This is a genomic window from Longimicrobiales bacterium (assembly GCA_035764935.1).
Taxonomy (GTDB): domain Bacteria; phylum Gemmatimonadota; class Gemmatimonadetes; order Longimicrobiales; family RSA9; genus DASTYK01.
The window spans coordinates 39333-63108 of record DASTYK010000126.1; the positions used below are offsets into that span (position 1 = coordinate 39333).

Consider the following 23776-nt stretch of genomic DNA (forward strand, 5'->3'; position numbering starts at 1 on the left):
GCGGGGCATGACGCGAGTCGGCCGCTGCGTTTCGACGGACGGGAACTGATGGCACGTCCCGGGTTGCCGCCCGTGCAGGGCCACGAGGAGGTGCGGCATGCGCTGCTGCGGGCGTTCCAGGCGGGTGAGCTTGCGACGTCGCTGCTCGTGCATGGCCCGCCCGGTGTCGGCAAGCAGCGGCTGGCCCTCTGGCTCGGGCAGCTGCTGCTCTGTGCGCAGCCGACCACAGAGGGCCCCTGTGACACGTGTCAGCCATGCCGCCTGGTGCTGCGGCTGGAGCACCCCGACCTGCACTGGTTCTTTCCGCTCGTCCGCCCGAAGGGGGCGAGCGCGGACCGGCTGCAGGACGCGCTCGAGGACGCGCGCGCAGCGGAGATCGAAGCGCGACGCACGCAGCCGCTGCGCCCCCCCGCGCCCGGCGAGCCCACCGGCATCTTCCTCGCCCAGGTACAGACGCTCCGCCGACTGGTCACTGCTCGCCCGGCAATGGGCGCCCGCAAGGTCTTCGTCGTCGGCCAGGCGGAACGGCTGGTGCCGCAGGAGTCCAGCCCCGAGGCCGCGAACGCGCTGCTGAAGATCCTGGAGGAGCCGCCCGCGGATACAACCATTGTCCTGACCGCGTCGGACCCGGAAGCCCTGCTGCCGACCATCCGTTCTCGAACGCTCGGAGTGCGCCTGCGCTCGCTCCCGGAACCCGAGGTCGCAGCATTTCTCGAGCAGACGGCGGGAATCCCGGCAGACGAGGCGCGCAGGCGCGCACGCATCGCCGAGGGCAGCATCGGTCGGGCGCTGGGCTACGCTCCTGATGGTGCGCTCGAGGAGCTGCGGCAGCAGGCCCGTGACCTCCTCGCCGCAGCCCTCGACAGCGATGAGGCAGCACGACTCCAGGCGGCGCACGGCCAGTCGCCGGCAGGCGCGCGGGGTGCTTTCAGCGACGTTCTCGAACAGCTCGCGCGTTGGATCCGCGACCTCGCCGCCGTCGCGAGCGGCGCAGAGGACCTCGTGATCAACGTCGACGCGATCGACTGGCTTCGGCGCAGTGCCGACCCGGAGTTTGCCGGTACCCGCGCCGCGGAGGCGATTGCCGCCGTGGAAACGGCCATGGACCTGGCGCAGGGCAACGTCAACCCCCAGCTCGTGCTGGCGGACCTGCTGCGCACGCTGAGGCTGCTCAGGCCCGCCGGAGTACGCGCGTAGCTCGTTCAGCAGCAACGAGATAGAAGAAAATCCTACCCGGGCGGTGCGGAGGGCGCTAAACTTCTGCCCGTGAGCATGTCCCGGAGCGCGGCCCGGACTCCGTCCGGAGACTCCCCGCCGCACGAACTGACGCATCTGGACGAGGCAGGCCGACCGACGATGGTCGACACAGGCGCCAAGGCGGCAACCGACCGCCGCGCCACTGCCACCGGTGCGCTCCGGATGTCCGAGGAAGCGTTTGCCGCCCTGCAGTCGGGGCGGACGCCGAAGGGTGACCCGCTGGTGGTCGCCCGGATTGCCGGGATCCAGGCAGCGAAGCGGACGTCGGACCTGATTCCGCTGTGTCATCCGCTGCCACTGAGCCATGTGTCGGTCGAGATCGAGCCCGACGCAGGGCTCCCCGGTGTGAGGGCACGGGCGACAGTGCGCGTTCACGGTCGCACCGGTGTCGAGATGGAGGCGTTGACGGCTGTTTCGGTCGCGTTGCTGACTGCCTACGACATGCTGAAGGCGGTCGACCGGACGATGCGCATCGAGGATGTGCACGTGACGGCGAAGAGCGGCGGCCGGAGCGGCGACTGGTCAGCGCAGAACAACGGAGAAACTGCATGATGCCCGGTGGCTTCTGGCGCTGGGAGTACGATGGCAGCAACGACCGGCGCGCTTCGACGCTCCGTCAGTGGGAGCACGGCAACGTCAGCCCGGCGCAGCGGTTCGGCAGTCGCGCCTGGAAGGCAGCTCGCGTCTCTGCCAAGGTGATCGCGATCGGCGCGATTGCGTTCGTGGCCGGCGCTGCGATCACGGCAGGCCCGGACAGCGCCATCGCGAACGCTCAGCTTCGCAATCAGCTCGGCCGCATCGAGAGCACGCTGCAGGCACGCGAGGGCGAGCTTTCCCTCGCCCGGCTCGAGATGAAGCGGCTGCAGGCGATCATGACGTACTCGGATCAGTACGAGATCCCCGCAGACCTGGCGGCGGCAATCTATGACGCCGCACGCGCCGAGGGCATCGAGCCCGCACTCGCGTTTTCGCTGGTGCGGGTGGAGAGTGAGTTCCGCCTGCGGGCGGTCAGCTCCGTCGGTGCCGTGGGGCTCACACAGGTGATGCCGTCGACCGCGCAGATCCTGCAGCCGGGGATCAACAGGTCACAGCTTTTCGAGCGGGATACGAACCTGCGGCTGGGGTTCCGTTACCTGAACGACATGCTCCGTCAGTACGAGGGCGACCTGCGGCTGGCACTGCTCGCCTACAACCGGGGGCCCGGACGCGTGGATGAGATCCTGCGCGGCGGCGGCGATCCCGGAAACGGCTACGCGCGCAAGGTGCTGGGTCGGCCGACCGAGTAGCGCCATACGGGCTTCCGCAGGATCGACGGGCCGCGAGCTTCTGCCTCGCGGCCCGTCTTTCGTTCAGTCGCAGCTGCGCGGCCGTTCCCGCGGCGGTAAAGCGGGATCCTCCACCTCCTGCACCTCGTCCTCCGCAATCCCGACGATCTCGCCGTTCCCGAACTCGACGAGGTAGCCCTCGCGCGCCGTCGCGCTGTTCTCCGGCCCCCAGTGGCCCACCACCTCGCCGACCTGGCCGGCGTAGGGGCGCGACTGCTCGTATTGCGGATTCGTGACTCTGACCCAGTGCATGACATGCTCCCGCTGCGGTTCGTCCACCCGCAACGCAGGAGGCGCGCCAGCACTCTCGTGCCGGCGCGCCTCCCGGTGCTGCATTGCGCGCGGATCAGACAGCCATGCTCCCATGCAGCGCGCACATATGGCAGCAAGACCCGTGAACGTCAGCTGAGCGTCATGCGGTCACGCGCAGCTTCTGACCCGGATGGATGACGCTGCGACCGCTCAGCCCGTTCCAGGCACGAAGCTGGTTCATCGATACGTCGTAGCGACGCGCGATCGTCCACAGACTCTCCCCACGACGCACCTGGTGGAACCGCGCCTCCGCAGCGCTGCTCGAGGCAACCGCAGCCCCGCCGCTCCGGCCAGGCACGCGCAGCACCTGACCCACCTGCAGCCGCCTCGGCGAGATGTTGTCGTTCGCCTGCTGCAGGGCACCCACACTGACGCCGTAACGTCGCGCAATATGACTCAACGTCTCTCCGCGCAGCACACGGTGTGTCGGCGCATTGGCGAGCGCCGCCTCGTGGCGCGCCGCCTCGGCACGCACCTCACGGAAGATGCGCGGAAAGTTCACGGCGAACTGCTCCGCCGTACCGCTCGGAAGGCGCACCGGCCACGCACGTCCCTCCGGTGTGGCGCCCGCCACGAGGTGCGTGTTCAGATCCCCGATCGAATCGACCGGCAGAGACACGGCGCGCGCGATCGCGTCCAGGCTCACCGCACCCGGCACCCAGGTCACATCGAACGACAGCGGCTCCTGGTACACCAGGTCCGTGAAGCCGTACTTCTCCGGCTCCTTCGCGATGTGACCCGCAGCCAGCATGAGCGGCACATAATCACGCGTCTCACGCGGCAGCCGGTGGGCGATCTTCCAGAAGTGTTCGTCCGTGCCACGCTCCGTGCCGAACATCTCGCGCATGATGCGGCCGACGCGGTTCTCCCCCGTGTTGTACGATGCCGCTGCCAGGTACCAGCTGCCGAAGCGGTCATACAGGTCCTGCAGGTAGTCCAGCGCCGCATCCGTCGACTTGATCGGATCGCGACGCTCGTCCACCACACCAGTCACTTCCAGCCCGTAGCGCTGCCCCGTCTCCGCAATGAACTGCCAGATCCCGGACGCCGCAGCACTCGAGTACGCCTTCGGCGAAAATCCGCTTTCGATCAGCGCGAGGTACAGCAGGTCCTCGGGCATGCCACGTTCCCGCAGCTCGGCCTGGATCATCGGACCGTACCGCCCCGACCGCTCCAGCCACAGCTTCGTGCGGTCGCGGTTGCGCCCTGTCAGAAAGTCGATCCAGTCTTCCACGCGCTCGTTACGCGTGACCGTGATGTCCCACGTGACCACGTCATCCGATAGCGCTTCCGCCTCCGCCAGCACCTCCTCCATCGGCGCAGGCTCGACCGGCGGCTCCGGCCGGACCGACCACGCAGTCAGCAGTGCGGCCGACATCGCAGCACCGCCCGTCAGCAGCATCTTCCAGTCGCGTCGATTCACCATGGACCTCCTTCCCTGTCCGAGACCCGGACACACGACTCCCATGGCAACTGCCGTGCTTCCAGTCAGCTTGTCTTGGATTCACTTCCAAGCTACGGCCAGCGGACCGGGAGCGCAAGACCTAAGTCCATGTTTTGCAACGCATTAGGCTTATGCGACCGCAGTCCGCACGAGCGCTGCGGAGACGAGACACAGGGGCCAGATTCACGGGTAGAGCGATACTGGATGCAGCAGAAAGTGCACGGTGAGGGTCCTGCCGGACGGTCACTTTGCGCGGCAGACCTGGGGCCGGTGCCCGCCTATGTCCGGAGGAGCCGGTTGCCGAGCGTGCGGTTGAGGGCGTTCAGCACGGCGAGTGCGGCGGCGCGGCGGGGGTCCTCTCCCATGACCACGATGCCGACCAGCTTCTGACGATCCTCGGCGCGGGTGAGAGAGACGACGATCAGCTCGGCATCGAAGGCGCGCACCTGCTTGACACCGATCAGACGGACCTCGAGGGAGCTGCCGAGCGCCTGTTCCAGGGCACCGATGGTGGCGGCGGCGGCGGTCCGGATCTCGATCGCGTCACCGCGCTCGCCGGTCACGCCGCCCTCGTGGACCTGGCCGTTCCACTCGAGGTGCACCTTGACGTGGATCTGGTTGTCACGCTGCTCGATGCGCTCGATGCGATCGAAGCGAACGCGTTCGCGCTGCAGCATGGCGGCGCGGACCACGCATTCGATGGGAACTGCGGCGACGCCTGCGTGTGCGAGTGCATCGCGTGCTGCGGGCTCGATCGCAGTACGGCGGGCATCCGGGGAGCAGACGAGCCAGAGGGCACCCTCGGCGGTAGGCACGACGTCTTCGACGCCGGGAATCTCCCGGAGCCGCTCATGGAGGCCTGCGTCGGTCCACATCGGCGTCAGCTCACTCGAGACAAGGCTGTGCGAAACAGGGGAGGTAGACGGGAATAGTGCGAAGGTATGCCGAGGATTGGCGCGATGTCAAGCGAAAAAACAGTTGTGCCCCGGCTGAAAACGGCGGGGCACAACCGACTCGGCGGGCAGTGGCGGCTCAGAAGCGGAGCAGCGCGCCCACACCCTCGAGATCCCGCATGACGTCGCTTTCGACGAAGGCGACGTCGGCCTCCTGTGTGGTCGCGATCCGGACCATCGACTCGGCGAGGTCGATGCCGTCGCGGACCTCGCCGCCGCAATACGGGCAGCCGCCGCTGCGGCGGGCGAGCACGAAGCCGCACTTCGTGCACTGGCCTCCGCTGGAATCGAGTCCGCGGGCGATGACGAGCGTCTCGACCTTGCCTTCCTGGAGCTGCTCGAGCGCGTCGTCGATGCCGGCAACGGCGAAGTGACCGGTGCGCACGCGCTCGCGGAGCTGATCGATGGATTCCGCTCGCGCGCGCAGGGTATGCATATCGAAGAAATCGCTCAGCCTTCCGATGATGGTTGGCGCGGGTTCGTCGACGCCGGCGGCGGCAACGTGCACGACGGCGTCTGCAATCGGCTGTGGCAGGAACTCGCGGAAGTGCGTCGTGTTCTCGTGGGTCCCGAGCAGCACCCATGCATCCGGCTTCCAGCGACGCTGATAGTCCTGCAGCTCGGCGGCGAACTCCCGGAAGAACGCGCGCGCCTCCTCTGCCTTTCGCTTCTGGTGGTCCTTTGCCGCCTCGCCCCCTGCCTGGACGTCGTGATTGGCGGGGTACTCCTCCTTTTCGATCAGCAGCTCATCCTCGACCGTGCTCATGCAAACGGTCAGAACGCGCATCCTGCGGCGATCGACGAGCACGATGGCGTGCCGCCGGCTGCTTTCCACCAGCTCGCGCAGTGGCCAGACCAGGGGCCGCTCACCGATGACGAGCCGATTCTCCACGCGAACGGGAAACTGCAGCGCCTCGAACCACGAGCCGTCCAGCGTCGCGAAGATCGCGACGCCGCGATTACCCGGGCGGAACTCCTCGTCGATCCAGTTCTGCACGCGTGTCAGGATGCGCGCGACCGGTTCCCTGCGTCCGTTGTCGCTGTCCAGCTCGTCGAAGCGAGCGCGCTGCTGAGAAAGGAAGATTCCCCAGGTGCGTTTGTTGTCGGAATTGACGGACATATCCAGGTACAGTGACATCACGGCAGACTCGCCGGTGTCGGTGTCGATCAGTCGACGGACGTCCTTGAGAGCGATCATCGCGTTGTTCCCTCGGTTGCCAGCGTCGTCGAGACGCCGCGCGGACAGCGCAGCGCTTCATCTGCAGCGCACACGTGAGCGTGTGCGCAACTGATGAAACGGGGCGTGCAACGCGCGTGCCCCGGTGACGACGGTGAATCGGCGAACAACAAAAGAGCGGCGCGGGCCAAATCGGGCCCGGCCGCTCCTGTGGAGGAAACGAGGTGCGGACTACAGGTGGTAGTTCGGCGCCTCGCGCGTGATGGCGACGTCGTGCGGGTGCGACTCGCGCAGCCCGCCGGGCGTGATGCGAACGAAGCGCGGCCGGGTGCGCAGCTCCGCAATGTCCGCACAGCCGACGTAGCCCATCCCGCTGCGCAGGCCGCCGACGAGCTGGTACAGGACGTCGCCCGCGGCGCCCTTGTATGGGACTCGCCCCTCGATGCCTTCAGGCACGAGCTTGCGCGTTTCGCGCGTTTCCGCCTGGAAGTAGCGGTCGGCGCTTCCCTGCTCCATGGCGGAGAGCGAGCCCATGCCGCGCACGGTCTTGTAGCGGCGACCTTCGAGGAGGAAGCTCTCGCCCGGGCTCTCCTCGGTGCCGGCGAGGAGCGAGCCCATCATCACGGTCGAGGCACCCGCCGCGATGGCCTTCACGATGTCGCCGGAGTACCGGATGCCGCCGTCGGCGATGACCGGCACACGATCATCGACGCCCCGTACTGCTTCGACGATCGCGGTGAACTGCGGGACGCCGATGCCTGTCACGACACGGGTCGTGCAGATGCTGCCGGGACCGATTCCCACCTTGATCGCGTCGGCGCCGCGTTCGGCCAGTGCAGCAGCGCCCTCCGCAGTGCCGATGTTGCCGGCGATGATCTGCGTGTCGGGAAACTTGGAGCGCGCGAGCTCCAGCGCACGCAGCACACCGGCGGAGTGGCCGTGCGCAGTGTCGATGACGAGCACGTCGACACCGGCCTGCACCAGCTCGGCGGCCCGGTCGAGATCGCGGGCGCTCGTGCCGATGGCAGCGCCCACGCGCAGTCGACCATGTTCGTCCTTGGCCGCGTTCGGGAACTGCCGCCGCTTGAAGATGTCCTTCACGGTGATGAGCCCGCGCAGCCTTCCGGCGTCGTCCACCACGGGCAGCTTTTCGATCCGATTGCGGTGCAGGATCCGCTCGGCCTCGTCGAGAGACGTGCCGACGGGTGCGGTCACGAGGTTCTCGTGGGTCATGACGTCGCGGATCGGCCGGCTCGACTCCGTCTCGAACTGGAGATCGCGGTTCGTCACGATGCCGAGCAGGCGTCCTTCGTCATCGACGATGGGAACGCCGCTGATCGAGAACTGCTCCATCAACCGGTGTGCGTCGCGCAGTGGACGATCCGGCTGGAGCGTGATCGGATTCAGGATCATCCCGCTCTCGGAGCGCTTCACGCGATCCACCTCGGCGGCGTGCCGCTCGATCGGCATATTCTTGTGGATGATGCCGATGCCGCCCTCGCGCGCGATCGCCATCGCCATCCGCGACTCCGTCACGGTGTCCATTGCGGCGGCGATCAGCGGGATGGACAGGCGAATGCGAGGCGTGAGCTGGGTCGAGATGTCGGTCTGGCTGGGGTGGGTCTCGGAGTGCGCGGGCAGCAGCAGTACGTCGTCGAAGGTCAGCCCTTCACCGAAAAAGCGGTCCTGCATGGGCGAGTTCCGGGGCTCAGTCATCGTGGTCGAAGGGGTAGATGCGCAGAGCCCGCCGGCCGGTCGCATCCTGGATGCGCTGGCCCGCGGGCGTCAAATGGCAGCAGTGTCTGTCGTTCGGTCTTGCCATGGGGGAAGCTATCCGCGCCCCCCACGGGCGTCAACCCACCGGCCGGCTTACGCCTCCGCGACGTTGCGACCGAGTCGCAGTCGCGCACGCCGACGCACGCGGCGCAGTGCGCTCTGCAGCTCGCCACGCACCGGGCCCGGTATGACGGTGCCGATCTCGTCGACGCCCTCGACGAGCAGCTCGAGGTCGCGCGCGTCGCCGTCCCAGTGCTCGAGCAGCACGCGCCCGCCCGCGCCCGAGAAGAGTCGGTTCAGCGCGAGGCCGAGCAGGTAGAGGTCGTCGGCGAACCCGATGCCGGCAAGAAAGTCCGGCATGAGATCGATGGGCGCGACGATGTAGGCCAGGACGGCCGCAAAGATCGCCTTGTCGACGGTCGGGACGCGGCTGTCGCGGAGCAGCCGTGCGATGAGCGTGAGCATGCGGGGGATCTGGCGGACCAGTCGCCGGACGGTGCGACGTGCGCGCCGCTTTCTGCCCACGCGCACCCGGTCGCTCACGCGTCCTCCCGACCGTTGGTCGGCGGCGCCGGCGGACGCGGGTTCGACTCACGAAGGAGCGTGGGCTCCGGCGTCGTGCGCGCGGGGGGTACCGGTGTGCTCGAGGCCGGTGGCTGGAGCGCGGCATCCAGGAACTCGCGCCCGACCCCGGTCACGTCCTGGATCACCTTGCGTGCAGAACCGAGAACGCCGACCGTGCCGGCGATCACTCTGGGTGCGACGTTGCGGACCCGCATGCTGTCCTCCAGCCGCTCCGCAAAGCGCTGCAGGCCATCGGGCCGACGCGCCTGCTCGGCGGCGTACCGCGCCTCCAGAAACTCGATGTAGTCGAGGGCCTGGTAGACCTGCGCCTCCGGCAGGGCCTCCAGCTTGCGCATGATGCGCTCACGAAGAATGTCGTGCATGCTCCTCTCCAGGACGCGGCAAACTAGACATGAATCCGTCGGGTGCCCTACGCCGTGGCCCGGATCGTGGTTGCAGGTGCCCGCAGTTCTCGCCTAGCTTCCGCATCCGATCCGGGCGCATGAGCGCCGCTGAACTCGAGAATGGTACGTATGGCCTTTCTGCCACTCAGGGACGTCGCGCTGCCGCGTGCAACGCTGGCCGCATACGACGACTGGCTCCGCACGATCGAGGCCCGTCTCGCGGACCCCGCCACCGACCGCAACGAGCTGTGCCGCGAGATCCTGACCGATCTGTATTACCCCGGCCTGGCCGGTGCCGATCCTGGCACGCTGCGGCCGGCGGCGCGCGTCGCGCTGCTGCAGCTCGATCCGCGCAACGTCACGCTCGAGCCCGAGTACTACGCGGAGACCGATGTGGAGGCCTTCGCCCGCGTCAAGCCGCTGCTCTGGCTGTGGGAGATGTTCGACAAGAGCCCGCTGGGCGAGAACGTCCACGTCGGCGTCCGCTTCCGCCGCATCCTCGCGCGCCACGTCTTCCGGCGCTGCGGCGAGAACTTCAAGTGTTTCCAGTTCGTGAAGTTCTCCTTCGGTTACAACATGGAGGTCGGTGACAACGTCGTCGTGCACCGTCACGTGCTGCTCGACGATCGCGCGCCCATCGTGATCGGCAACGGCGTGTCGATCGCCGACTACGCGAACGTCTACACCCACACGCATGCCCTCGGCGACCAGCGCGACGTCGAGTGCAAGCCCGTGCACCTCGAAGACGGCGTGCGCATCACCTATCACGCCGTGATCCTGGCCGGCGTACGGATGCATGCGAACTCGATGATCGGCACGATGGGAGTGGCGACCAGGGACATCGAATCCGACAAGGTCGCACTCGGCATCCCCGCAGTGCCCAAGCTGGACAAGCCGCCCAGGGAACAGCGGCCGGCGCATCCCGTCACGCGCGACCCGCTCGCCGATCGGACGTAGCAGCGGGCGCTGTCACACGACAGCGCCCGCACCCGTTCACGCTTCCTTCTCCTCGTACTCGCTCTTCAGCTTCGCGACGACGGCAGGATCCGCGAGCGTCGTCGTGTCGCCGAGCGCGCGACCCTCGGCGATGTCGCGCAACAGCCGCCGCATGATCTTGCCCGAGCGCGTCTTCGGCAGGTCCGCAGCGAACAGGATGTCGTCCGGACGCGCGATCGCGCCGATCTTGTCGGCGACATGCTGCCGGAGGTCCTGCCTCAGCAGATCCGTCGTCTTCACGCCTTCCTTGACGGTGACGAAGGCCGCGATCGCCTGCCCCTTCAGCTCGTCCACGCGCCCCACGACTGCGGCCTCGGCCACGGAGGGGTGATCGACCAGCGCGCTCTCGACCTCCATCGTGCCGATCCGGTGACCCGCCACGTTCAGCACGTCATCGACGCGCCCGAGGATCCAGAAGTAGCCGTCCTCGTCGCGCTTGGCGCCATCGCCCGGGAAGTAGTGGCGGCCATCCCAGCGCGACCAGTACGTGCTGCGGAAGCGCTCGTCGTCGCCCCAGATCGTGCGCAGCATGCCCGGCCACGGCTTCGTCACGGCGAGGTAGCCTGCCTTCGCAGGCTCGCCGTCGGGGGACAGGACATCGGCATCGATGCCGGGGAACGGAACCGTCGCGCTGCCCGGCTTGGTCGCCGTGAGGCCGGGCAGCGGCGTGATCATGATCCCGCCCGTTTCCGTCTGCCACCAGGTATCCACCACCGGCGTGCGACCACCCCCGATGTTCTGCTGGTACCAGACCCACGCCTCCGGGTTGATCGGCTCGCCCACCGAGCCGAGCAGCCGCAGCGTCGACATGTCGTACTTCGCCGGCCACTCCGTGCCCCAGCGCATGAACGCGCGGATCGCGGTAGGCGCCGTGTAGAGGATCGTGACACCGTACTTCTCGACCAGCTGCCAGAAGCGGCCGCGGTCCGGCCAGTCGGGCGCACCCTCGTACATCAGCACCGTCGAGCCGACCGCGAGCGGGCCGTACACGATGTAGCTGTGCCCCGTCACCCACCCGACGTCCGCCGTGCACCAGTACACGTCGTCGTCCTTGATGTCGAAGACGAGCTGCGTCGTTGCTGCAACGTGCGTCAGGTAGCCGCCCGTCGTGTGCACCACGCCCTTCGGCTTGCCCGTCGTGCCCGACGTGTAGAGGATGTAGAGCAGGTCCTCGGAGTCCATCGGCTCCGCCGGGCAGTCCGCCGATGCGTCCTGCATCAGGTCGTCCCACCAGTGGTCGCGACCCTCCTTCATGTGCACGGGCACGTGCAGCCCCGCGCCGCGCCGCACCACCACCACGCTCTGCACGGACGGCGATTCTTCCAGCGCCCGGTCCGACGCCTCCTTCAACGGCACGACCCGACCGCGCCGGTAACCACCGTCCGCAGTGACCAGCACCTTCGCCTCCGCATCGTTCATGCGGTCACGAACGCTCTCCGCGGAGAAGCCACCGAACACGACGCTGTGCGCCGCACCGATACGCGCGCAGGCGAGCATCGCGATCACGGCCTCGGGGATCATCGGGAGATAGATGCCGACCCGGTCGCCCTTCTCCACGCCGAGCGACTTCAGAACGTTCGCGAACTTGCCAACTTCGCGGTGCAGGTCCCAGTAGGTGTACGTGCGCGTGTCCCCCGGCTCACCTTCCCAGATCAGCGCCGCCTTGTTGCGACGCGCACCCTCCAGGTGCCGGTCCAGGCAGTTGTACGCCGCGTTCAGCTTGCCGCCCACGAACCACTGCGCGTGCGGCGGCTTCCAGTCCAGCACCTGCCGCCACGGCTCGAACCACTCCAGCTTCGACGCCCACTCCGCCCAGAACCCCTCCGGGTCTGCGCTCGCACGCTCGTAGATCGCTGGATCGTTCGCATTCGCCGCCGTCCGGAATTCCGGTCCGGGCTCGAACCGGCGGTGTTCCTGCAGCAACGCCTCCAGGGCCGACTCGCCGCTCGCCATTCCTTTTTCTCCTTGTCCGGGGCCGTGGTCTGGACTCCCCGGCAATCTATTCGCCCTGCCGGCTTCCGCCACAAACGTCTTCACCCGGGCGCGCCGGGAGCTCACGCCCTGGCCTCGCCTCGTGCACTCCACCGGGATTGCCGGCATAGTCGCGTGATTGACGCCATCTTTAGGCTGCACTAATTTTACAGAATGATAGAAGCTAAACCTGCCGGCGAAACCACGGCCGCACAGGATTATCTGAAGGCGATCCACGAGCTGAATGTCGGGGGCGGCTCGGCGGCGACATCGCTGATCGCGGAGCGGCTCGGCGTGGCGGCGGGGTCGGTGACGGGGATGCTGAAGCGGCTGGCGAGCCGGGGTCTCGTGGAGCACGTCCCGTACTACGGCGCGCGGCTCACGGACGCCGGGGAAGCCGAGGCGATCCGGCTGATCCGGCGGCACCGGGTGCTGGAGCTGTTCCTGGTGCAGGTGCTGGGGTACGGGTGGGACGAGGTGCACGAGGAGGCGGAGCGGCTGGAGCACGCCGTGTCGGACCGGCTGATCGAGCGGATGGCCGCGACGCTCGGGGATCCTGCGGAGGACCCGCACGGTGCGCCGATCCCGGAGATCGGGGTGGCGTTCGAGGACCGGCAGTTCCCGTCGCTGTGGGAGTTGGAAGCCGGGGCGCGTGGTGTGTTGCGTCGCGTCCCGGACGAGGACCCGGACGCCCTGCGCTACCTGGCCGAGCTGGACCTTCGGCCGGGGGCGGAGCTGACGGTGGTGGGGCGTGCGCCGTTCAATGGTCCGCTGAGCGTTCGGGTGGCGGAGACGGAGCACGTGATTGGCGCGGAACTGTCGCGGGCACTGCAGGTGGAGCGGATCGACGATGGCGGTTGAGCCCGGGCGGTGGTTTCGATTCGCGCTGTGCGTGTGCCTCGTGCTGTCGCTGGCCGCGTGTGCGCGGCGCGGTGGTGCGGCGGAGGATGGCCGGATCCGCATCGTCACGACGATCGGCATGATCACGGACATCACGCAGCGCGTGGGAGGCGAGCACGTCCGTGTGCAGGGGCTGATGGGTCCCGGCGTGGACCCGCACCTGTACAAGGCGCGCGCGGGCGATGTACGGAAGCTGACGGAAGCGCAGATCATCCTGTATGGCGGGCTGCACCTCGAGGCAGCGATGGGTGAGGTGCTGGAGGAGATGTCGTCACGGACCACGAGTGTTGCGGTCACGGATTCGATTCCGCGCTCGCAGCTGTTGCGTCCTTCTGGCTATGCCGGCACGTGGGATCCGCACGTCTGGTTCGACGTCGAGCTGTGGATGCACGCCGTGGAGGCGGTCGAGCGGACACTGAGCGGGCACGACCCGGCTCACGCGGCGGACTACCGGCGCAACGCGGGCGCCTTGCTCGCGGAGCTGGGCGCGCTGGACGCCTGGGTGCATGAGCAGGTCGCGACGCTGCCGGAAGAGCGGCGCGTCCTGGTCACCGCGCATGATGCCTTCTCCTATTTCGGGCGGGCGTACGGCTTCCGGGTGATCGGGCTGCAGGGGATCAGCACGGCGACGGAGGCGGGCACGCGCGACGTGCAGCGGTTGGCAGAAGAAATCGCGCGGCTGCGCATTCCGGCGATCTTCGTGGAGTCTTCGATTCCGCGGCGCACGGTGGAGGCGGTGCAGGCCGCAGTCGGCGCGCGTGGCCACCGTGTCGCGATCGGTGGCGAGCTGTTCTCGGATGCACTGGGCACGGCGGGCACGCCGGAAGGCACGTACATCGGCATGGTGCGGCACAACGTGAAAACGATCGTGCAGGCACTCGGAGGGGTGGTAACGGAATGAGTCGAACGCCGGCGATCGAAGTCAACGATCTGACCGTCGCGTACCGGGAGCAGCCGGTGCTGTGGGATGTCGACCTGGATGTACCGCAGGGCGTGCTGATGGCGATCGTCGGTCCGAACGGTGCGGGCAAGACGACGCTGATCAAGGCGGTGCTCGGCCTGGTGAAGCCGGTTGCAGGCCGGGTGCTGGTGCACGGCGAGCAGTACGCGGAGCAGCGGCGGCTGGTCGCGTACGTGCCGCAGCGGGGCACGGTGGACTGGGACTTCCCGACGTCCGTGCTGGACGTGGTGACGATGGGCACGTACGGCAGGCTGGGGTGGCTGCGGCGCGTCGGGAGGAGGGAGCGCGAGGCCGCGATGGATGCGCTCGACAAGGTGGGGATGCGTGACCTGGCGCACCGGCAGATCAGTCACCTGTCCGGTGGTCAGCAGCAGCGCGTCTTCCTTGCCCGTGCGCTGGTGCAGGACGCGCGGGTGTACCTGATGGACGAGCCGTTCCAGGGCGTGGATGCGAAGACCGAGCGTGCGATCGTGGACGTGCTGCAGGACCTGCGCGAGCGGGGCAACACCGTCGTCGCGGTGCACCACGCGCTGCAGACGGTGCCGGAATACTTCGACCACGTGCTGCTGCTGAACGTGCGCCGGATTGCTGCCGGCCCGGTCGGCGAAGTGTTCACGCAGGAGAACCTGCGCGCCGCGTACGGTGGACGGGTGCCGTACCTGTCGGACGGCAACGGCAGCGATCGTCTCGTCGCCAGTGTCGGCTGATGTTTCCGCAGATTTTCCACGACCTGCTGTTCGACTACACGGTCCGCACCGTAGCGCTCGGCGCCGGCGTGCTCGGCATGGTGAGCGGTGCGCTCGGCTCGTTCGCCGTGCTGCGCCGGCAGAGCCTGCTCGGTGACGCGATCTCGCACGCCGCACTGCCCGGCATCGTCATCGCGTTCATGCTGACGGGCTCCAAGGCGCCCATCGTGCTGGTGCTCGGTGCGGCGATTGCCGGCTGGCTCGGCACGCTGCTGGTGATGACCATCGTCGCGCGCACGCGGCTGCCCGAAGATTCCGCGCTGGGAATCGTGCTGTCCGTCTTCTTCGGCTTCGGCCTGGTGCTGCTGACGTTCGTGCAGCAGCAGCCGGATGCGGCCCAGGCCGGCCTGGACCGCTTCCTCTTCGGCCAGGCGGCGACGCTGCTCGCGAGCGACGTCGTCGTGCTCGTCACGCTCGGCGCGGTGGCGCTTTTCGCGGTCTGGCTGTTCTGGAAGGAGTTCAAGCTCCTCAGCTTCGACCGGGACTTCGGCGTGTCGCTCGGCTACCGGATGCAGGTGGTCGACGTGCTGCTGACCACCTTCCTCGTGCTGGCCATCGTGATCGGACTCCAGACGGTCGGTGTGGTGCTCATGAGCGCCATGGTCGTCGCGCCCGCGGCCGCAGCGCGCCAGTGGACGGACTCGCTGCGCACCATGGTCATCGGTGCCGCGCTGTTCGGCGCGCTGGCGGGCGTGGTGGGCGCCGTCGCGAGCGCCGTGACACCGAATCTCCCGACCGGACCGAGCGTGGTGCTGACCGCGAGTGCACTGGTCCTCGTTTCGATCACGTTTGCGCCGCACCGGGGGCTCGTCTGGAACTGGATCCGGCACCGTCGCAACACGGAGCGTATCGTCAGCAGGGCGCGGGTGGTGAGCGAATGAGCTGGGTCGAAGTCGAGCTGCAGATGGTGGCGGTCATCGTGGCGGTCACGTGTGCCCTGCCCGGCGTGTTCCTCGTGCTCCGCCGCATGGCGCTGATGAGCGACGCCATCACGCACACGGTGCTGCTGGGGATCGTGCTGGGGTTCCTCTACACGGGCACGATCGAATCACCGGTGCTCATGATCGGCGCGGCACTCACGGGAGTGCTGACCGTGGCACTGGTCGAAGTGCTGGTGCGCACGCGGCTGGTCCGGCAGGACGCATCGATCGGCCTCGTCTTCCCCGCCCTCTTCAGCATTGCGGTGATCCTGATCAACCGTTACGCCGGCAACGTCCACCTCGACACGGATGCGGTGCTGCTCGGGGAGATCGCGTTCGCCCCGTTCCGACGACTCGAGATCGGCGGGGTCGACCTGGGGCCACGGACGCTCTACGTGATGGGCACGGTGCTGCTGCTGAACGTCGGGTTCATCACGCTCTTCTACAAGGAGCTGAAGCTCTCGACGTTCGACGCGCAGCTCGCCGCTGCGCTGGGCTTCGCGCCCGCCGCGCTCCACTACGCGTTCATGTCACTGGTCTCCGTAACGGCAGTGGGCGCTTTCGATGCGGTGGGCTCGATCCTGGTCGTCGCTCTCATGATCGCACCTCCCGCCGCGGCCTACCTGCTGTCCGATTCGCTGCGCAACGTGCTGCTGCTCAGTGTCCTGCTCGCAGCGGCCTGTGCCGTCGCGGGCTTCTGGCTGGCATGGCTCATCGACGCATCGATCGCCGGGTCCATGGCCTCCATGGCCGGCATCATGTTCGTGCTGGTCCTCCTCTTCGCCCCGGCACGGGGACTCGTCCCGATCGCGGTCCGCCGGCGGCGCCAGCAGGTCTCCTTCGCCGGGGTGATGCTCACCATCCACCTCCTTCAGCACGAGGGCACGCCGCAGGCCGAGGAAGAGTCGCGCGAGGCACACCTGCGCCACCACCTCCGCTGGCCGGGCGCCTTCGCCCGCCGGGTCCTGCGGTATGCGGAGACCAGCCGGCTCATCCGCCGATCCGACGGCCGCCTCCTCCTGACCGACAGCGGCCGGAGCGTCGCGCGGCAGGCGCTGGGCGGCTAGACAAGGCCCCCGCCCCCAGTTTGCCCCGCAGGGGCGGGATTGTCCCAACTCCCTGAAACGACTAGATTTGAAGGCTGTTGCAGCGTCCGGTGCCGGACGCGTCCGGCGAAGCGTGCCGGACAGCCTCACCGACATCCCCGCAGCAGGAGCGGTACCTCGATGGCGAAGAAGCTGACGAAGAAGCAGATCGAGCATCTCCAGCAGCGTCTCCTGCGCGAGCGTGATCGTGCACTTCGCTCTCTCGGCCAGTTCGACGAGATGGCCAAGTCGAGCGCCGACCATCAGCAGGACTCGGACATGTACTCCTACTCGGACCACATGGCCGACCTGGGCACTGATGCGATGGAGCGGGAGAAGATGCTGCTCTTCGCGAGCAAGGAGGGTCGCTACCTCTACCGCGTGGAGGATGCGCTGCGCAGGCTGTACAAGGACCCGGACCACTTCGGGCTCTGCCACAACTGCGGCAATCTGATTGATTTCGAGCGGCTGGACGCGCTGCCGCACGCGCGCTACTGCCTCGACTGCAAGCTCAAGGAAGAGGCCGACGCGGCCTGAGTCGGCGGTCTGATCCGCATTGGAGCGCCTCGTCACCGGTTCGGTGACGGGGCGCTTTTTTTCTACCACGGAGGACACGGAGAGCACGGAGACCATAACCAGGGAGGGAGCCAACATTGGTCTCCCTGCACAAACCTTCGATGCCCTGCTCACGCCTGCTTTGCTGTGGCTGCCCCTCTCACCTGATCAGGGTTGCAGCCTTACCCATTCCTGCATCTGCTGGGAGAAGGCGCTGCGGGCAAGGACGCGGTCGGCGCCGGCTTCGCGGGCTGCGCGGATCGCATCCTCCCGGACGTGCGAGACCCAGGCGATGATTTCCGTCGATGCTGCAGGTCCCTGTCGCAACTCACGGATCAGGGCGACAGGATCCCAGCCGCGGGCGTCCAGGTCGATCAGGATACGGCGGGGCGTGTCCCGCTCGACGCGGCTGTGCAGCGAGCGCGGATGGTTCACGACGTCGATGGTGGTGCCGGCGGCCCGGGCGGCTCCGCGGATCCGGCTGGCGAAGAGCAGGTCGGCGGGAAGCGCGACCACGGGTGGTTCCAATTCGTTGGCCGACAATCAGATCCAGCCTGCTAAAGACAAGAATTACTATTGACAGTGCAGCGCGGCTCCCGGTAATCTTAGCCGTTGTCCCATCGAACGCGAGCGGACGTGGAGCGGAACGCAAGCACAATCGAGGCGAGTGCGGAGCAGCGGCTGCGCGAAGCGCTGGAGGCGAGTGGCCAGCGGTTCACGGAGCAGCGGGCGGCCGTGTACCGGTACCTGGCGTCGACGGACACGCATCCGACGGCGGACGAGGTGTTCACCGCCGTGCGCGCCACGATTCCGGACATCTCGCTGGCGACCGTGTACAAGGCGCTCGAGACACTGGTCGGCTGCGGCCTGGCGACGAAACTGACCTACGGCGACGGTTCGGCGCGCTACGACGGCCGCACGGATCCGCATCATCATGCCCGCTGCCTGGTGTGTGGGGCGGTCATCGACGTATCGGGCGATGTCGACGCGCGCGCACTGGCGGCTGTGGAGCCGCGCGAAGGGTTCCGCGTCGAAGGCTTCCGCCTGGAGGTCGTCGGTCGCTGCGTGGACTGCGCACACTGATCCGACAATCACAGCTGCCGAACACCCTGCGCCGCGACGATCCCGTCGCGGCGCTTCTGTTTCCGGCCGGCATGCGCCGTCGTTCTTGACCCCTCGCAGCGCTTCCGGCTAGGCTGTCGCGCCACTGAACGGAGGGGTGATGCCGAAGAGCGGAAGACGGCGCAGTCGCGCCGATGACGAGCTGCCGTCGCGTCGTGAGCTCGTGCCGGCGCACAAGGTCCGGCCGGGCGCGGGCGGCGCCGAGCGCACGACGGGTGCGACGCGCGACGACCTGCTCGGGGTCCTGCGTGACAGGAACATCCGGTTCCTGCGGCTGCAGTTCATCGACATCATGGGCGTGCTGAAGAACGTCGAGGTGCCGGCGTCGCAGTTCGAGAAGGCACTCGAAGGCGACATCATGTTCGACGGCTCCTCGATCCAGGGGTTCGTCCGGGTCGAGGAGTCGGACATGATGCTGCGCCCCGACTACTCGACGTTCGTCGTTCTTCCGTGGGGTGATCCGGACAACGCCGTTGCGCGTGTCATCTGCGACGTCTACACGGCGGCGGGCGCGCCGTTCGAGGGGGATCCCCGCTTCATCCTGAAGCGGCACATCGCTGAAGCGCGCGCCCTCGGTTTCGAGATGATGGCGGGAGTCGAGGCGGAGTTCTTCCTCTTCCAGCGAGCAGACGACGGCTCCGTCACGCGCAGCACGCACGATGCGGGCGGCTACTTCGACCTCACGCCGGTGGACCTGGGCGAGGTCGCGCGGCGCGACATCATCAACGTGCTGGAAATGATGGGCTTCGAGGTGGAGGCCGGTCACCACGAGGTAGCGCCCGGCCAGCACGAGATCGACTTCAAGTACGCCGACGCGCTCACCACCGCCGACGACCTCGCCACGTTCAAGTTCGTGGTCCGCAATATTGCGCTGCAGCACGGGCTGCATGCCACCTTCATGCCGAAGCCGATCTACGGCCAGAGCGGCTCGGGCATGCACACCCACCAGTCGCTCTTCCGCGACGGCGAGAACGCGTTCCACGATGCGAAGGCGTCGGGCGAGATGTCGGACATCATGCGCTGGTACGTGGCGGGTCTGCTGCGCCACGCACGCGCGTTCTGCGCCGTCACCAATCCGCTCGTCAACAGCTACAAGCGACTGGTGTCCGGCTACGAAGCGCCCGTGAATGTCGCGTGGTCACACCAGAACCGTTCGCCCATGGTGCGTGTGCCCGCACGTCGTGGAAAGGGCACACGCCTCGAGGTGCGCATGCCGGATCCGTCGGCGAATCCGTACCTCGCACTGGCCGTGCAGCTTGCCGCAGGGCTGGACGGCGTGCGCACGCGGCTCGAGCCGCCGGAGCCGGTGGACAAGAACATCTGGCGACTGTCGGTCCGGGATCGACGCCGCTATCGCATCCAGGAGCTGCCGCGCGACCTTGGCGAGGCGCTGGACCTGCTGCGGAAGAGCTCGTTCATGCGCGCCACGCTCGGCGAACACGCCTTCCAGCACTTCGTCACGGCGAAGAACCAGGAGTGGCGCGAGTACCTCGTGCAGGTGCACGAGTGGGAGATCGAGCAGTACCTGGCGGTGTACTGAGCGCGTCAGCGAGAATCTCAGCTCGCGGGGAACTCGATCCGTACGCGCGTACCGTCACCCGACGAGTGCGTATCGATGGTGCCGCCCAGCTCGTCCTTGACCAGAGCATGGATGATGGAGCGGCCGCTGCCGACGACGTTGGTGCGCTGCGCGGCTGCGATGCCGATGCCGTCATCACTCACATCGAGCCGGCAGTTGCCATCATCCCGCTGGAACTCGATCGTGAGCTGCCCTTCCCTGCCGCCGGGAAACGCATGGCGGAGCGCATTGGTGATCAGCTCGTTGAGCACCAGGGCGAGAGCGAACGCGTGCTTCTCGTCGAGCGTGACACGCTGGACATCGAGATGCAGGCCGATGCGCCGATCCGCGTCCCAGGCATTGCGCAGGCGCTGCGCAAGCTGCTCGAAGATCTCGCGCACGGGTACGCCATCGTAGTTCTGCCGGCGCAGTGCCTCGTGAACGAGCAGGAACGACCGCAGCCGGTTCTCGAGGCTGGCCAGTGCTTCTCCGGGCGGCCGCGGCGGAACGCGGTTCCGCTCCATCGAAACGAGGCCCATGATCACCGACAGGTTGTTGCGCACGCGGTGATCGAGCTCGCGCAGCAGCAGTGACCGCTCCTCCGCGGTCCGGCGCGCTTCCTCGTAGAGCTGATAGTTCTGGTTGGCCAGCTCGGACGTCTGCAGCACCGCCTTCTTGAGGGCGACCTCGGCGCGGTGCACGCGCAGTCGCGACTCGATGCGCGCCGTGAGCTCGGCCACGTGGAAGGGCTTGGACACGTAGTCGTCCGCGCCAACGGCGAAGGTGCGCACGACGTCCTCGGGCGCGGTGCGCGCCGTGACCATGATCACGGGCAGCATGCGGTCGTGGCGCTGCTTGATCTCCTGGCAGATCGTCCAGCCGTCGCGGCCGGGCAGCATCGCATCGAGCAGCACGAGGTCGACCTCGTGCAGAAACGAGAAGACCTCTTCCCCCCGGGCGACCGAGACGACGCGGAAGCCTTTCGCTTCCAGCATGTCCGTGAACATCTGGCGCGCCATGGGCTCGTCGTCCACGACGAGGATCGTGGCAGGCTCGGCAGACCCGCGGTAGGCGGCATCGCGCGGCGACGCTGCTTCCCGTGCTGCTTCGGCGGGGAATCCGTGTGCGGAGCTCACGCGTGCCGACTACTCCTTCTGGAGCAGCGGTGCGGCGAGCAGGAGCTTGCGCGCGAGCTCGACCATGGGCGTGTTCTTGTCCTGGCTCGTCTTCTGGAGGAAACGGTAGGCCTCCTTCTCGGAGAGGCCGCGCGAGTCCATGAGCAGCCCCTTGGCGCGCTCGATGATCTTCCGCTCCTCGAGACGCATCTCGAGCATTTCCTTCTGACGGCGAGCATCGAGCCACTCCTCGAAGCGCGCCTTTGCGACCGCGATCGCCGGCGCGAGATCGTCGGGATCGACGGGCTTGACGAGGTAGTGGAAGACCGGAGCGCGGATCGCCTCGTCGACCGTGCGTGCGTCGCTGTAGGCCGAGAGAATGATCATCGGGATCGCACGCTCGCTCGCGATCTCGTGAGCAGCCTCCGGGCCCGTCATCGTCGGCATGCGGATGTCGAGAAAGGCGAGGTCGGGCTTGGTCTGGCGCGCGAGCTCGACCGCCTCGCGGCCGTTGCTCGCTGTCGCGACGACCTGGTGGCCGAGCGTCTCCAGCTGCGACGTCAGCGCCAGGTTGTGAAGCGCCTCGTCGTCAGCGATCAGCACTCGCAGCGATTCGGACATTCGTGCTCCTGAGGAGTAGGTGTGATGCGCGGGCGGCCGCGCCCGGACCGAGCTGGTACCCGCTGCGTGCGCTGCGGTGCCCGACGCGCGAAGGGCTGACGAACCATGCCGCGCACGCACACGTCACGGCTGCGGAACCCCCGGTCGAGGCAGGCGGTACGCAGTCGTGAACGTCATCGTTGCGCGCGAGGATGTCAGGCGGTAACCTCTGACGTCCCCGTCAGCTCTTCCCCCTGTGAGTCGTGCACCGGAGCCACGCGAGGCGACGTGTGGGCAGACCTTGCCGTCTGCCGGCCCCCGTCGACGCGTGCTCACAGCGTGGTGTGGCTCGGATACAGCGCGAGGGCGGCGAGATGCAACGATCATTCCCCGGCCCGAAGGTGGCCTTCCTCTTGCTACGCTGATCCCGGGGAAACAGCGATTCGGTTCCAATGAAGAGCGGCATGCGCAGACCTCTGATCCTGACGGTCCTGACAGGCCTCGCCGTTGCCGGCGCCGCGACCGCCGGCCCGGCGGACGCGCCTGTCGACGCACCCATCACCGACGCCGCCGTTCAGGAGACGTCGGGCCCGGCAGACCTGGAGCAGCCGGTCGCGGCCGCGCCGGCCGCATCGGTCTCGCCCGCGGTGGCAACGCTGCGCAGCGAGATCGACGGCCTGATCCAGGAGCCCGGCTGGCGCGACGCGGCCTGGAGCGTGATGGCGGTCTCGCTGGAGCGGGGCGACACGCTGTACGCGCACAACCCCGGGGCCGCGCTCGCCCCCGCGTCGAACATGAAGCTGTTCACGACGGCCGCGGCGCTGTACTACCTGGGCCCGGACTTTCGGTACGGCACCTTCCTGATGACGGACGGCGTGGTCGCGAATGGCGTGCTGGACGGCGACCTGGTGCTGTACGGCACGGGCGACCCGACACTGGCCGACCGGTTCGGCTCGCGCCGCGCCGTCTGGCAGGCGTTCGCGGACACTCTGCTCACGCTCGGGATCACCCGCATCTCGGGGGACGTGGTCGGCGACGCGTCCTACTTCGAGGGGGGCGGCACCCCGGAAGGCTGGCAGACCTCGTACATGAACGCGTCCTACGCCGCTCCGTCCAGCGCGCTCTCGTACGCCGAGAACGTGGCGACGGTGCAGGTCGCACCTGGGGCACAGGCGGGCTGGCGGCCCGAGGTGACCCTGGTGCCGGGCGGTGAAGGCATCGGCGTCGTGAACAACGCGACGACCGTGGCGAGCGGCCGCACCACGATCCGCATTCGCCGCTCTGCCTACGACGGTCCGGTGGTCGTGAGCGGGCAGATCGCCCGCAACGCATCGCCGGTCGTGCGTGCGGTGGTGGTCTCGGATCCGGAGCGCTTCGCAGCGGCCGCGCTCCGCTACGAGCTGCAGGAGCGCGGCATCACGGTGGACGGTGGTGTGCGTGGCGTGACCTCGGCGGCGGAATCGCCGGTCACGGGACGGTCGGTCTTCGCGCCGGGCTTCCGCGAACAGCCGCCGCTGCGCGTGCTCGCGGTGCACACGTCGCCGCCGATCATCGAGATCCTCGACATCATCAATCACAAGAGCCACAACATGATGGCCGAGCAGACGCTGCGCACGGTGGGGCGGGTGGTCGCGGGCTCGGGCTCGGTCCAGGGGGGCGCGCGCGCCGTCCAGGCGATGCTCGAGCGCGAGCTCGACCAGGGCGGTATCGACCAGCTCACGATTTACGACGGCTCGGGACTGTCGGTGCTCAACCGCGCGAGCGCGCGCAGCTTCATCCAGCTGCTGGACGCAATGTCGGACTCCCCGATGTGGCAGGCGTTCTGGTCGACGCTGCCGGAGTCCGGTGCGCCGGGCGGGCTGCGTCGCATGTACCGGACTCCTGCCGAGGGCAACCTGCGCGCGAAGACGGGCACGATCAATCACGTTTCGGCCCTGTCGGGATACGTGCGCGCCGCCAATGGCGAGCGCATCGCGTTCTCGATCATCAGCAACAACGTCCCGTCCACCTGGCGCGCCAAGCGCATCGAGGACGG

24 protein-coding genes are annotated in these 23776 nt (G+C 68.0%); 13 read left to right on the forward strand and 11 right to left on the reverse strand.

The features are described 5' to 3' along the window. Nucleotides 1-48: 48 nt before the first annotated feature. From VFU06_10140 to VFU06_10150, 3 genes are all read left to right on the forward strand, one after another. Nucleotides 49-1197, forward strand: a complete 1149-nt coding sequence (locus tag VFU06_10140) for a hypothetical protein (protein HEU5209763.1) — start codon at nucleotides 49-51, stop codon at nucleotides 1195-1197. A 75-nt stretch (nucleotides 1198-1272) separates the two neighbouring features. After that, nucleotides 1273-1809: a cyclic pyranopterin monophosphate synthase MoaC gene (gene moaC, locus VFU06_10145; protein HEU5209764.1), complete on the forward strand. Its 537-nt coding sequence runs from the start codon at nucleotides 1273-1275 to the stop codon at nucleotides 1807-1809. Continuing rightward, nucleotides 1806-2543, forward strand: coding sequence for a lytic transglycosylase domain-containing protein (locus VFU06_10150; GenBank protein HEU5209765.1), 738 nt, complete (start codon nucleotides 1806-1808; stop codon nucleotides 2541-2543). The genes moaC and VFU06_10150 overlap by 4 nt, the downstream gene beginning before the upstream one ends. 63 nt (nucleotides 2544-2606) lie before the next feature. Here the strand turns inward: VFU06_10150 and VFU06_10155 are convergent, their stop codons facing one another. From VFU06_10155 to VFU06_10185, 7 genes are all read right to left on the reverse strand, one after another. Then, on the reverse strand, nucleotides 2607-2834 hold the full coding sequence (locus tag VFU06_10155; GenBank protein HEU5209766.1) for a hypothetical protein: 228 nt from the start codon (nucleotides 2832-2834) through the stop codon (nucleotides 2607-2609). Nucleotides 2835-2994: 160 nt separating this feature from the next. After that, nucleotides 2995-4320, reverse strand: coding sequence for a LysM peptidoglycan-binding domain-containing protein (locus VFU06_10160; protein HEU5209767.1), 1326 nt, complete (start codon nucleotides 4318-4320; stop codon nucleotides 2995-2997). 296 nt (nucleotides 4321-4616) lie between these two features. Continuing rightward, complete coding sequence (locus tag VFU06_10165) at nucleotides 4617-5213, reverse strand: hypothetical protein (GenBank protein HEU5209768.1); 597 nt, start codon at nucleotides 5211-5213, stop codon at nucleotides 4617-4619. A gap of 157 nt (nucleotides 5214-5370) precedes the next feature. Continuing rightward, a complete protein-coding gene (locus tag VFU06_10170) occupies nucleotides 5371-6489 on the reverse strand; it encodes a hypothetical protein (GenBank protein ID HEU5209769.1) in 1119 nt (372 codons plus the stop codon). Between the two features lie 210 nt (nucleotides 6490-6699). Then, nucleotides 6700-8160, reverse strand: a complete 1461-nt coding sequence (gene guaB, locus VFU06_10175; protein ID HEU5209770.1) for an IMP dehydrogenase — start codon at nucleotides 8158-8160, stop codon at nucleotides 6700-6702. A 177-nt stretch (nucleotides 8161-8337) separates the two neighbouring features. Next, nucleotides 8338-8787 carry a YkvA family protein gene (locus VFU06_10180; GenBank protein HEU5209771.1) on the reverse strand — a complete coding sequence of 150 codons (450 nt, stop codon included), beginning with the start codon at nucleotides 8785-8787 and terminating at the stop codon, nucleotides 8338-8340. Next, nucleotides 8784-9191, reverse strand: a complete 408-nt coding sequence (locus VFU06_10185) for a hypothetical protein (protein HEU5209772.1) — start codon at nucleotides 9189-9191, stop codon at nucleotides 8784-8786. Before VFU06_10185 ends, VFU06_10180 begins: the two co-directional genes overlap by 4 nt. 150 nt (nucleotides 9192-9341) lie before the next feature. Here VFU06_10185 and VFU06_10190 point away from each other — a divergent pair, with 150 nt between their 5' ends. Continuing rightward, entirely contained in the window at nucleotides 9342-10169 is an 828-nt protein-coding gene (locus VFU06_10190; GenBank protein HEU5209773.1) for an acyltransferase, read from the forward strand. A 36-nt stretch (nucleotides 10170-10205) separates the two neighbouring features. Here the strand turns inward: VFU06_10190 and acs are convergent, their stop codons facing one another. Continuing rightward, the gene (gene acs / locus VFU06_10195) at nucleotides 10206-12161 is read right to left on the reverse strand and encodes an acetate--CoA ligase (GenBank protein ID HEU5209774.1); all 1956 of its coding nucleotides are present in this window, start codon (nucleotides 12159-12161) and stop codon (nucleotides 10206-10208) included. Nucleotides 12162-12353: 192 nt separating this feature from the next. On the opposite strand from acs, the gene VFU06_10200 reads away from it, so the two are divergent. The 6 genes from VFU06_10200 (at nucleotide 12354) to VFU06_10225 (ending at nucleotide 17328) form a co-directional block, all read left to right on the forward strand. Continuing rightward, complete coding sequence (locus tag VFU06_10200; GenBank protein ID HEU5209775.1) at nucleotides 12354-13040, forward strand: metal-dependent transcriptional regulator; 687 nt, start codon at nucleotides 12354-12356, stop codon at nucleotides 13038-13040. Beyond that, on the forward strand, nucleotides 13030-13980 hold the full coding sequence (locus VFU06_10205; protein ID HEU5209776.1) for a zinc ABC transporter substrate-binding protein: 951 nt from the start codon (nucleotides 13030-13032) through the stop codon (nucleotides 13978-13980). The genes VFU06_10200 and VFU06_10205 overlap by 11 nt, the downstream gene beginning before the upstream one ends. Then, a complete protein-coding gene (locus VFU06_10210; protein HEU5209777.1) occupies nucleotides 13977-14747 on the forward strand; it encodes a metal ABC transporter ATP-binding protein in 771 nt (256 codons plus the stop codon). Before VFU06_10205 ends, VFU06_10210 begins: the two co-directional genes overlap by 4 nt. After that, complete coding sequence (locus tag VFU06_10215) at nucleotides 14747-15667, forward strand: iron chelate uptake ABC transporter family permease subunit (protein ID HEU5209778.1); 921 nt, start codon at nucleotides 14747-14749, stop codon at nucleotides 15665-15667. Before VFU06_10210 ends, VFU06_10215 begins: the two co-directional genes overlap by 1 nt. After that, nucleotides 15664-16773: a metal ABC transporter permease gene (locus tag VFU06_10220; GenBank protein ID HEU5209779.1), complete on the forward strand. Its 1110-nt coding sequence runs from the start codon at nucleotides 15664-15666 to the stop codon at nucleotides 16771-16773. The genes VFU06_10215 and VFU06_10220 overlap by 4 nt, the downstream gene beginning before the upstream one ends. A gap of 159 nt (nucleotides 16774-16932) precedes the next feature. Next, nucleotides 16933-17328, forward strand: coding sequence for a TraR/DksA C4-type zinc finger protein (locus VFU06_10225; GenBank protein ID HEU5209780.1), 396 nt, complete (start codon nucleotides 16933-16935; stop codon nucleotides 17326-17328). A 186-nt stretch (nucleotides 17329-17514) separates the two neighbouring features. Here the strand turns inward: VFU06_10225 and VFU06_10230 are convergent, their stop codons facing one another. After that, a complete protein-coding gene (locus tag VFU06_10230) occupies nucleotides 17515-17862 on the reverse strand; it encodes a hypothetical protein (protein HEU5209781.1) in 348 nt (115 codons plus the stop codon). A 120-nt stretch (nucleotides 17863-17982) separates the two neighbouring features. On the opposite strand from VFU06_10230, the gene VFU06_10235 reads away from it, so the two are divergent. Then, nucleotides 17983-18429 (forward strand): transcriptional repressor, encoded by a 447-nt coding sequence (locus VFU06_10235; GenBank protein ID HEU5209782.1) that lies wholly within the window; start codon nucleotides 17983-17985, stop codon nucleotides 18427-18429. Between the two features lie 139 nt (nucleotides 18430-18568). Beyond that, nucleotides 18569-20008 (forward strand): type I glutamate--ammonia ligase, encoded by a 1440-nt coding sequence (gene glnA, locus VFU06_10240; protein HEU5209783.1) that lies wholly within the window; start codon nucleotides 18569-18571, stop codon nucleotides 20006-20008. Nucleotides 20009-20025: 17 nt separating this feature from the next. On the opposite strand, the gene VFU06_10245 is transcribed toward glnA, so the two are convergent. Together VFU06_10245 and VFU06_10250 are read right to left on the reverse strand one after the other, a co-directional pair. Continuing rightward, the gene (locus VFU06_10245; GenBank protein ID HEU5209784.1) at nucleotides 20026-21162 is read right to left on the reverse strand and encodes a response regulator; all 1137 of its coding nucleotides are present in this window, start codon (nucleotides 21160-21162) and stop codon (nucleotides 20026-20028) included. Between the two features lie 9 nt (nucleotides 21163-21171). Beyond that, nucleotides 21172-21762 (reverse strand): response regulator, encoded by a 591-nt coding sequence (locus tag VFU06_10250; GenBank protein ID HEU5209785.1) that lies wholly within the window; start codon nucleotides 21760-21762, stop codon nucleotides 21172-21174. A gap of 443 nt (nucleotides 21763-22205) precedes the next feature. Here VFU06_10250 and dacB point away from each other — a divergent pair. Next, nucleotides 22206-23776: D-alanyl-D-alanine carboxypeptidase/D-alanyl-D-alanine-endopeptidase (gene dacB / locus VFU06_10255; GenBank protein ID HEU5209786.1), on the forward strand; the 1571-nt coding region annotated here is incomplete at its 3' end.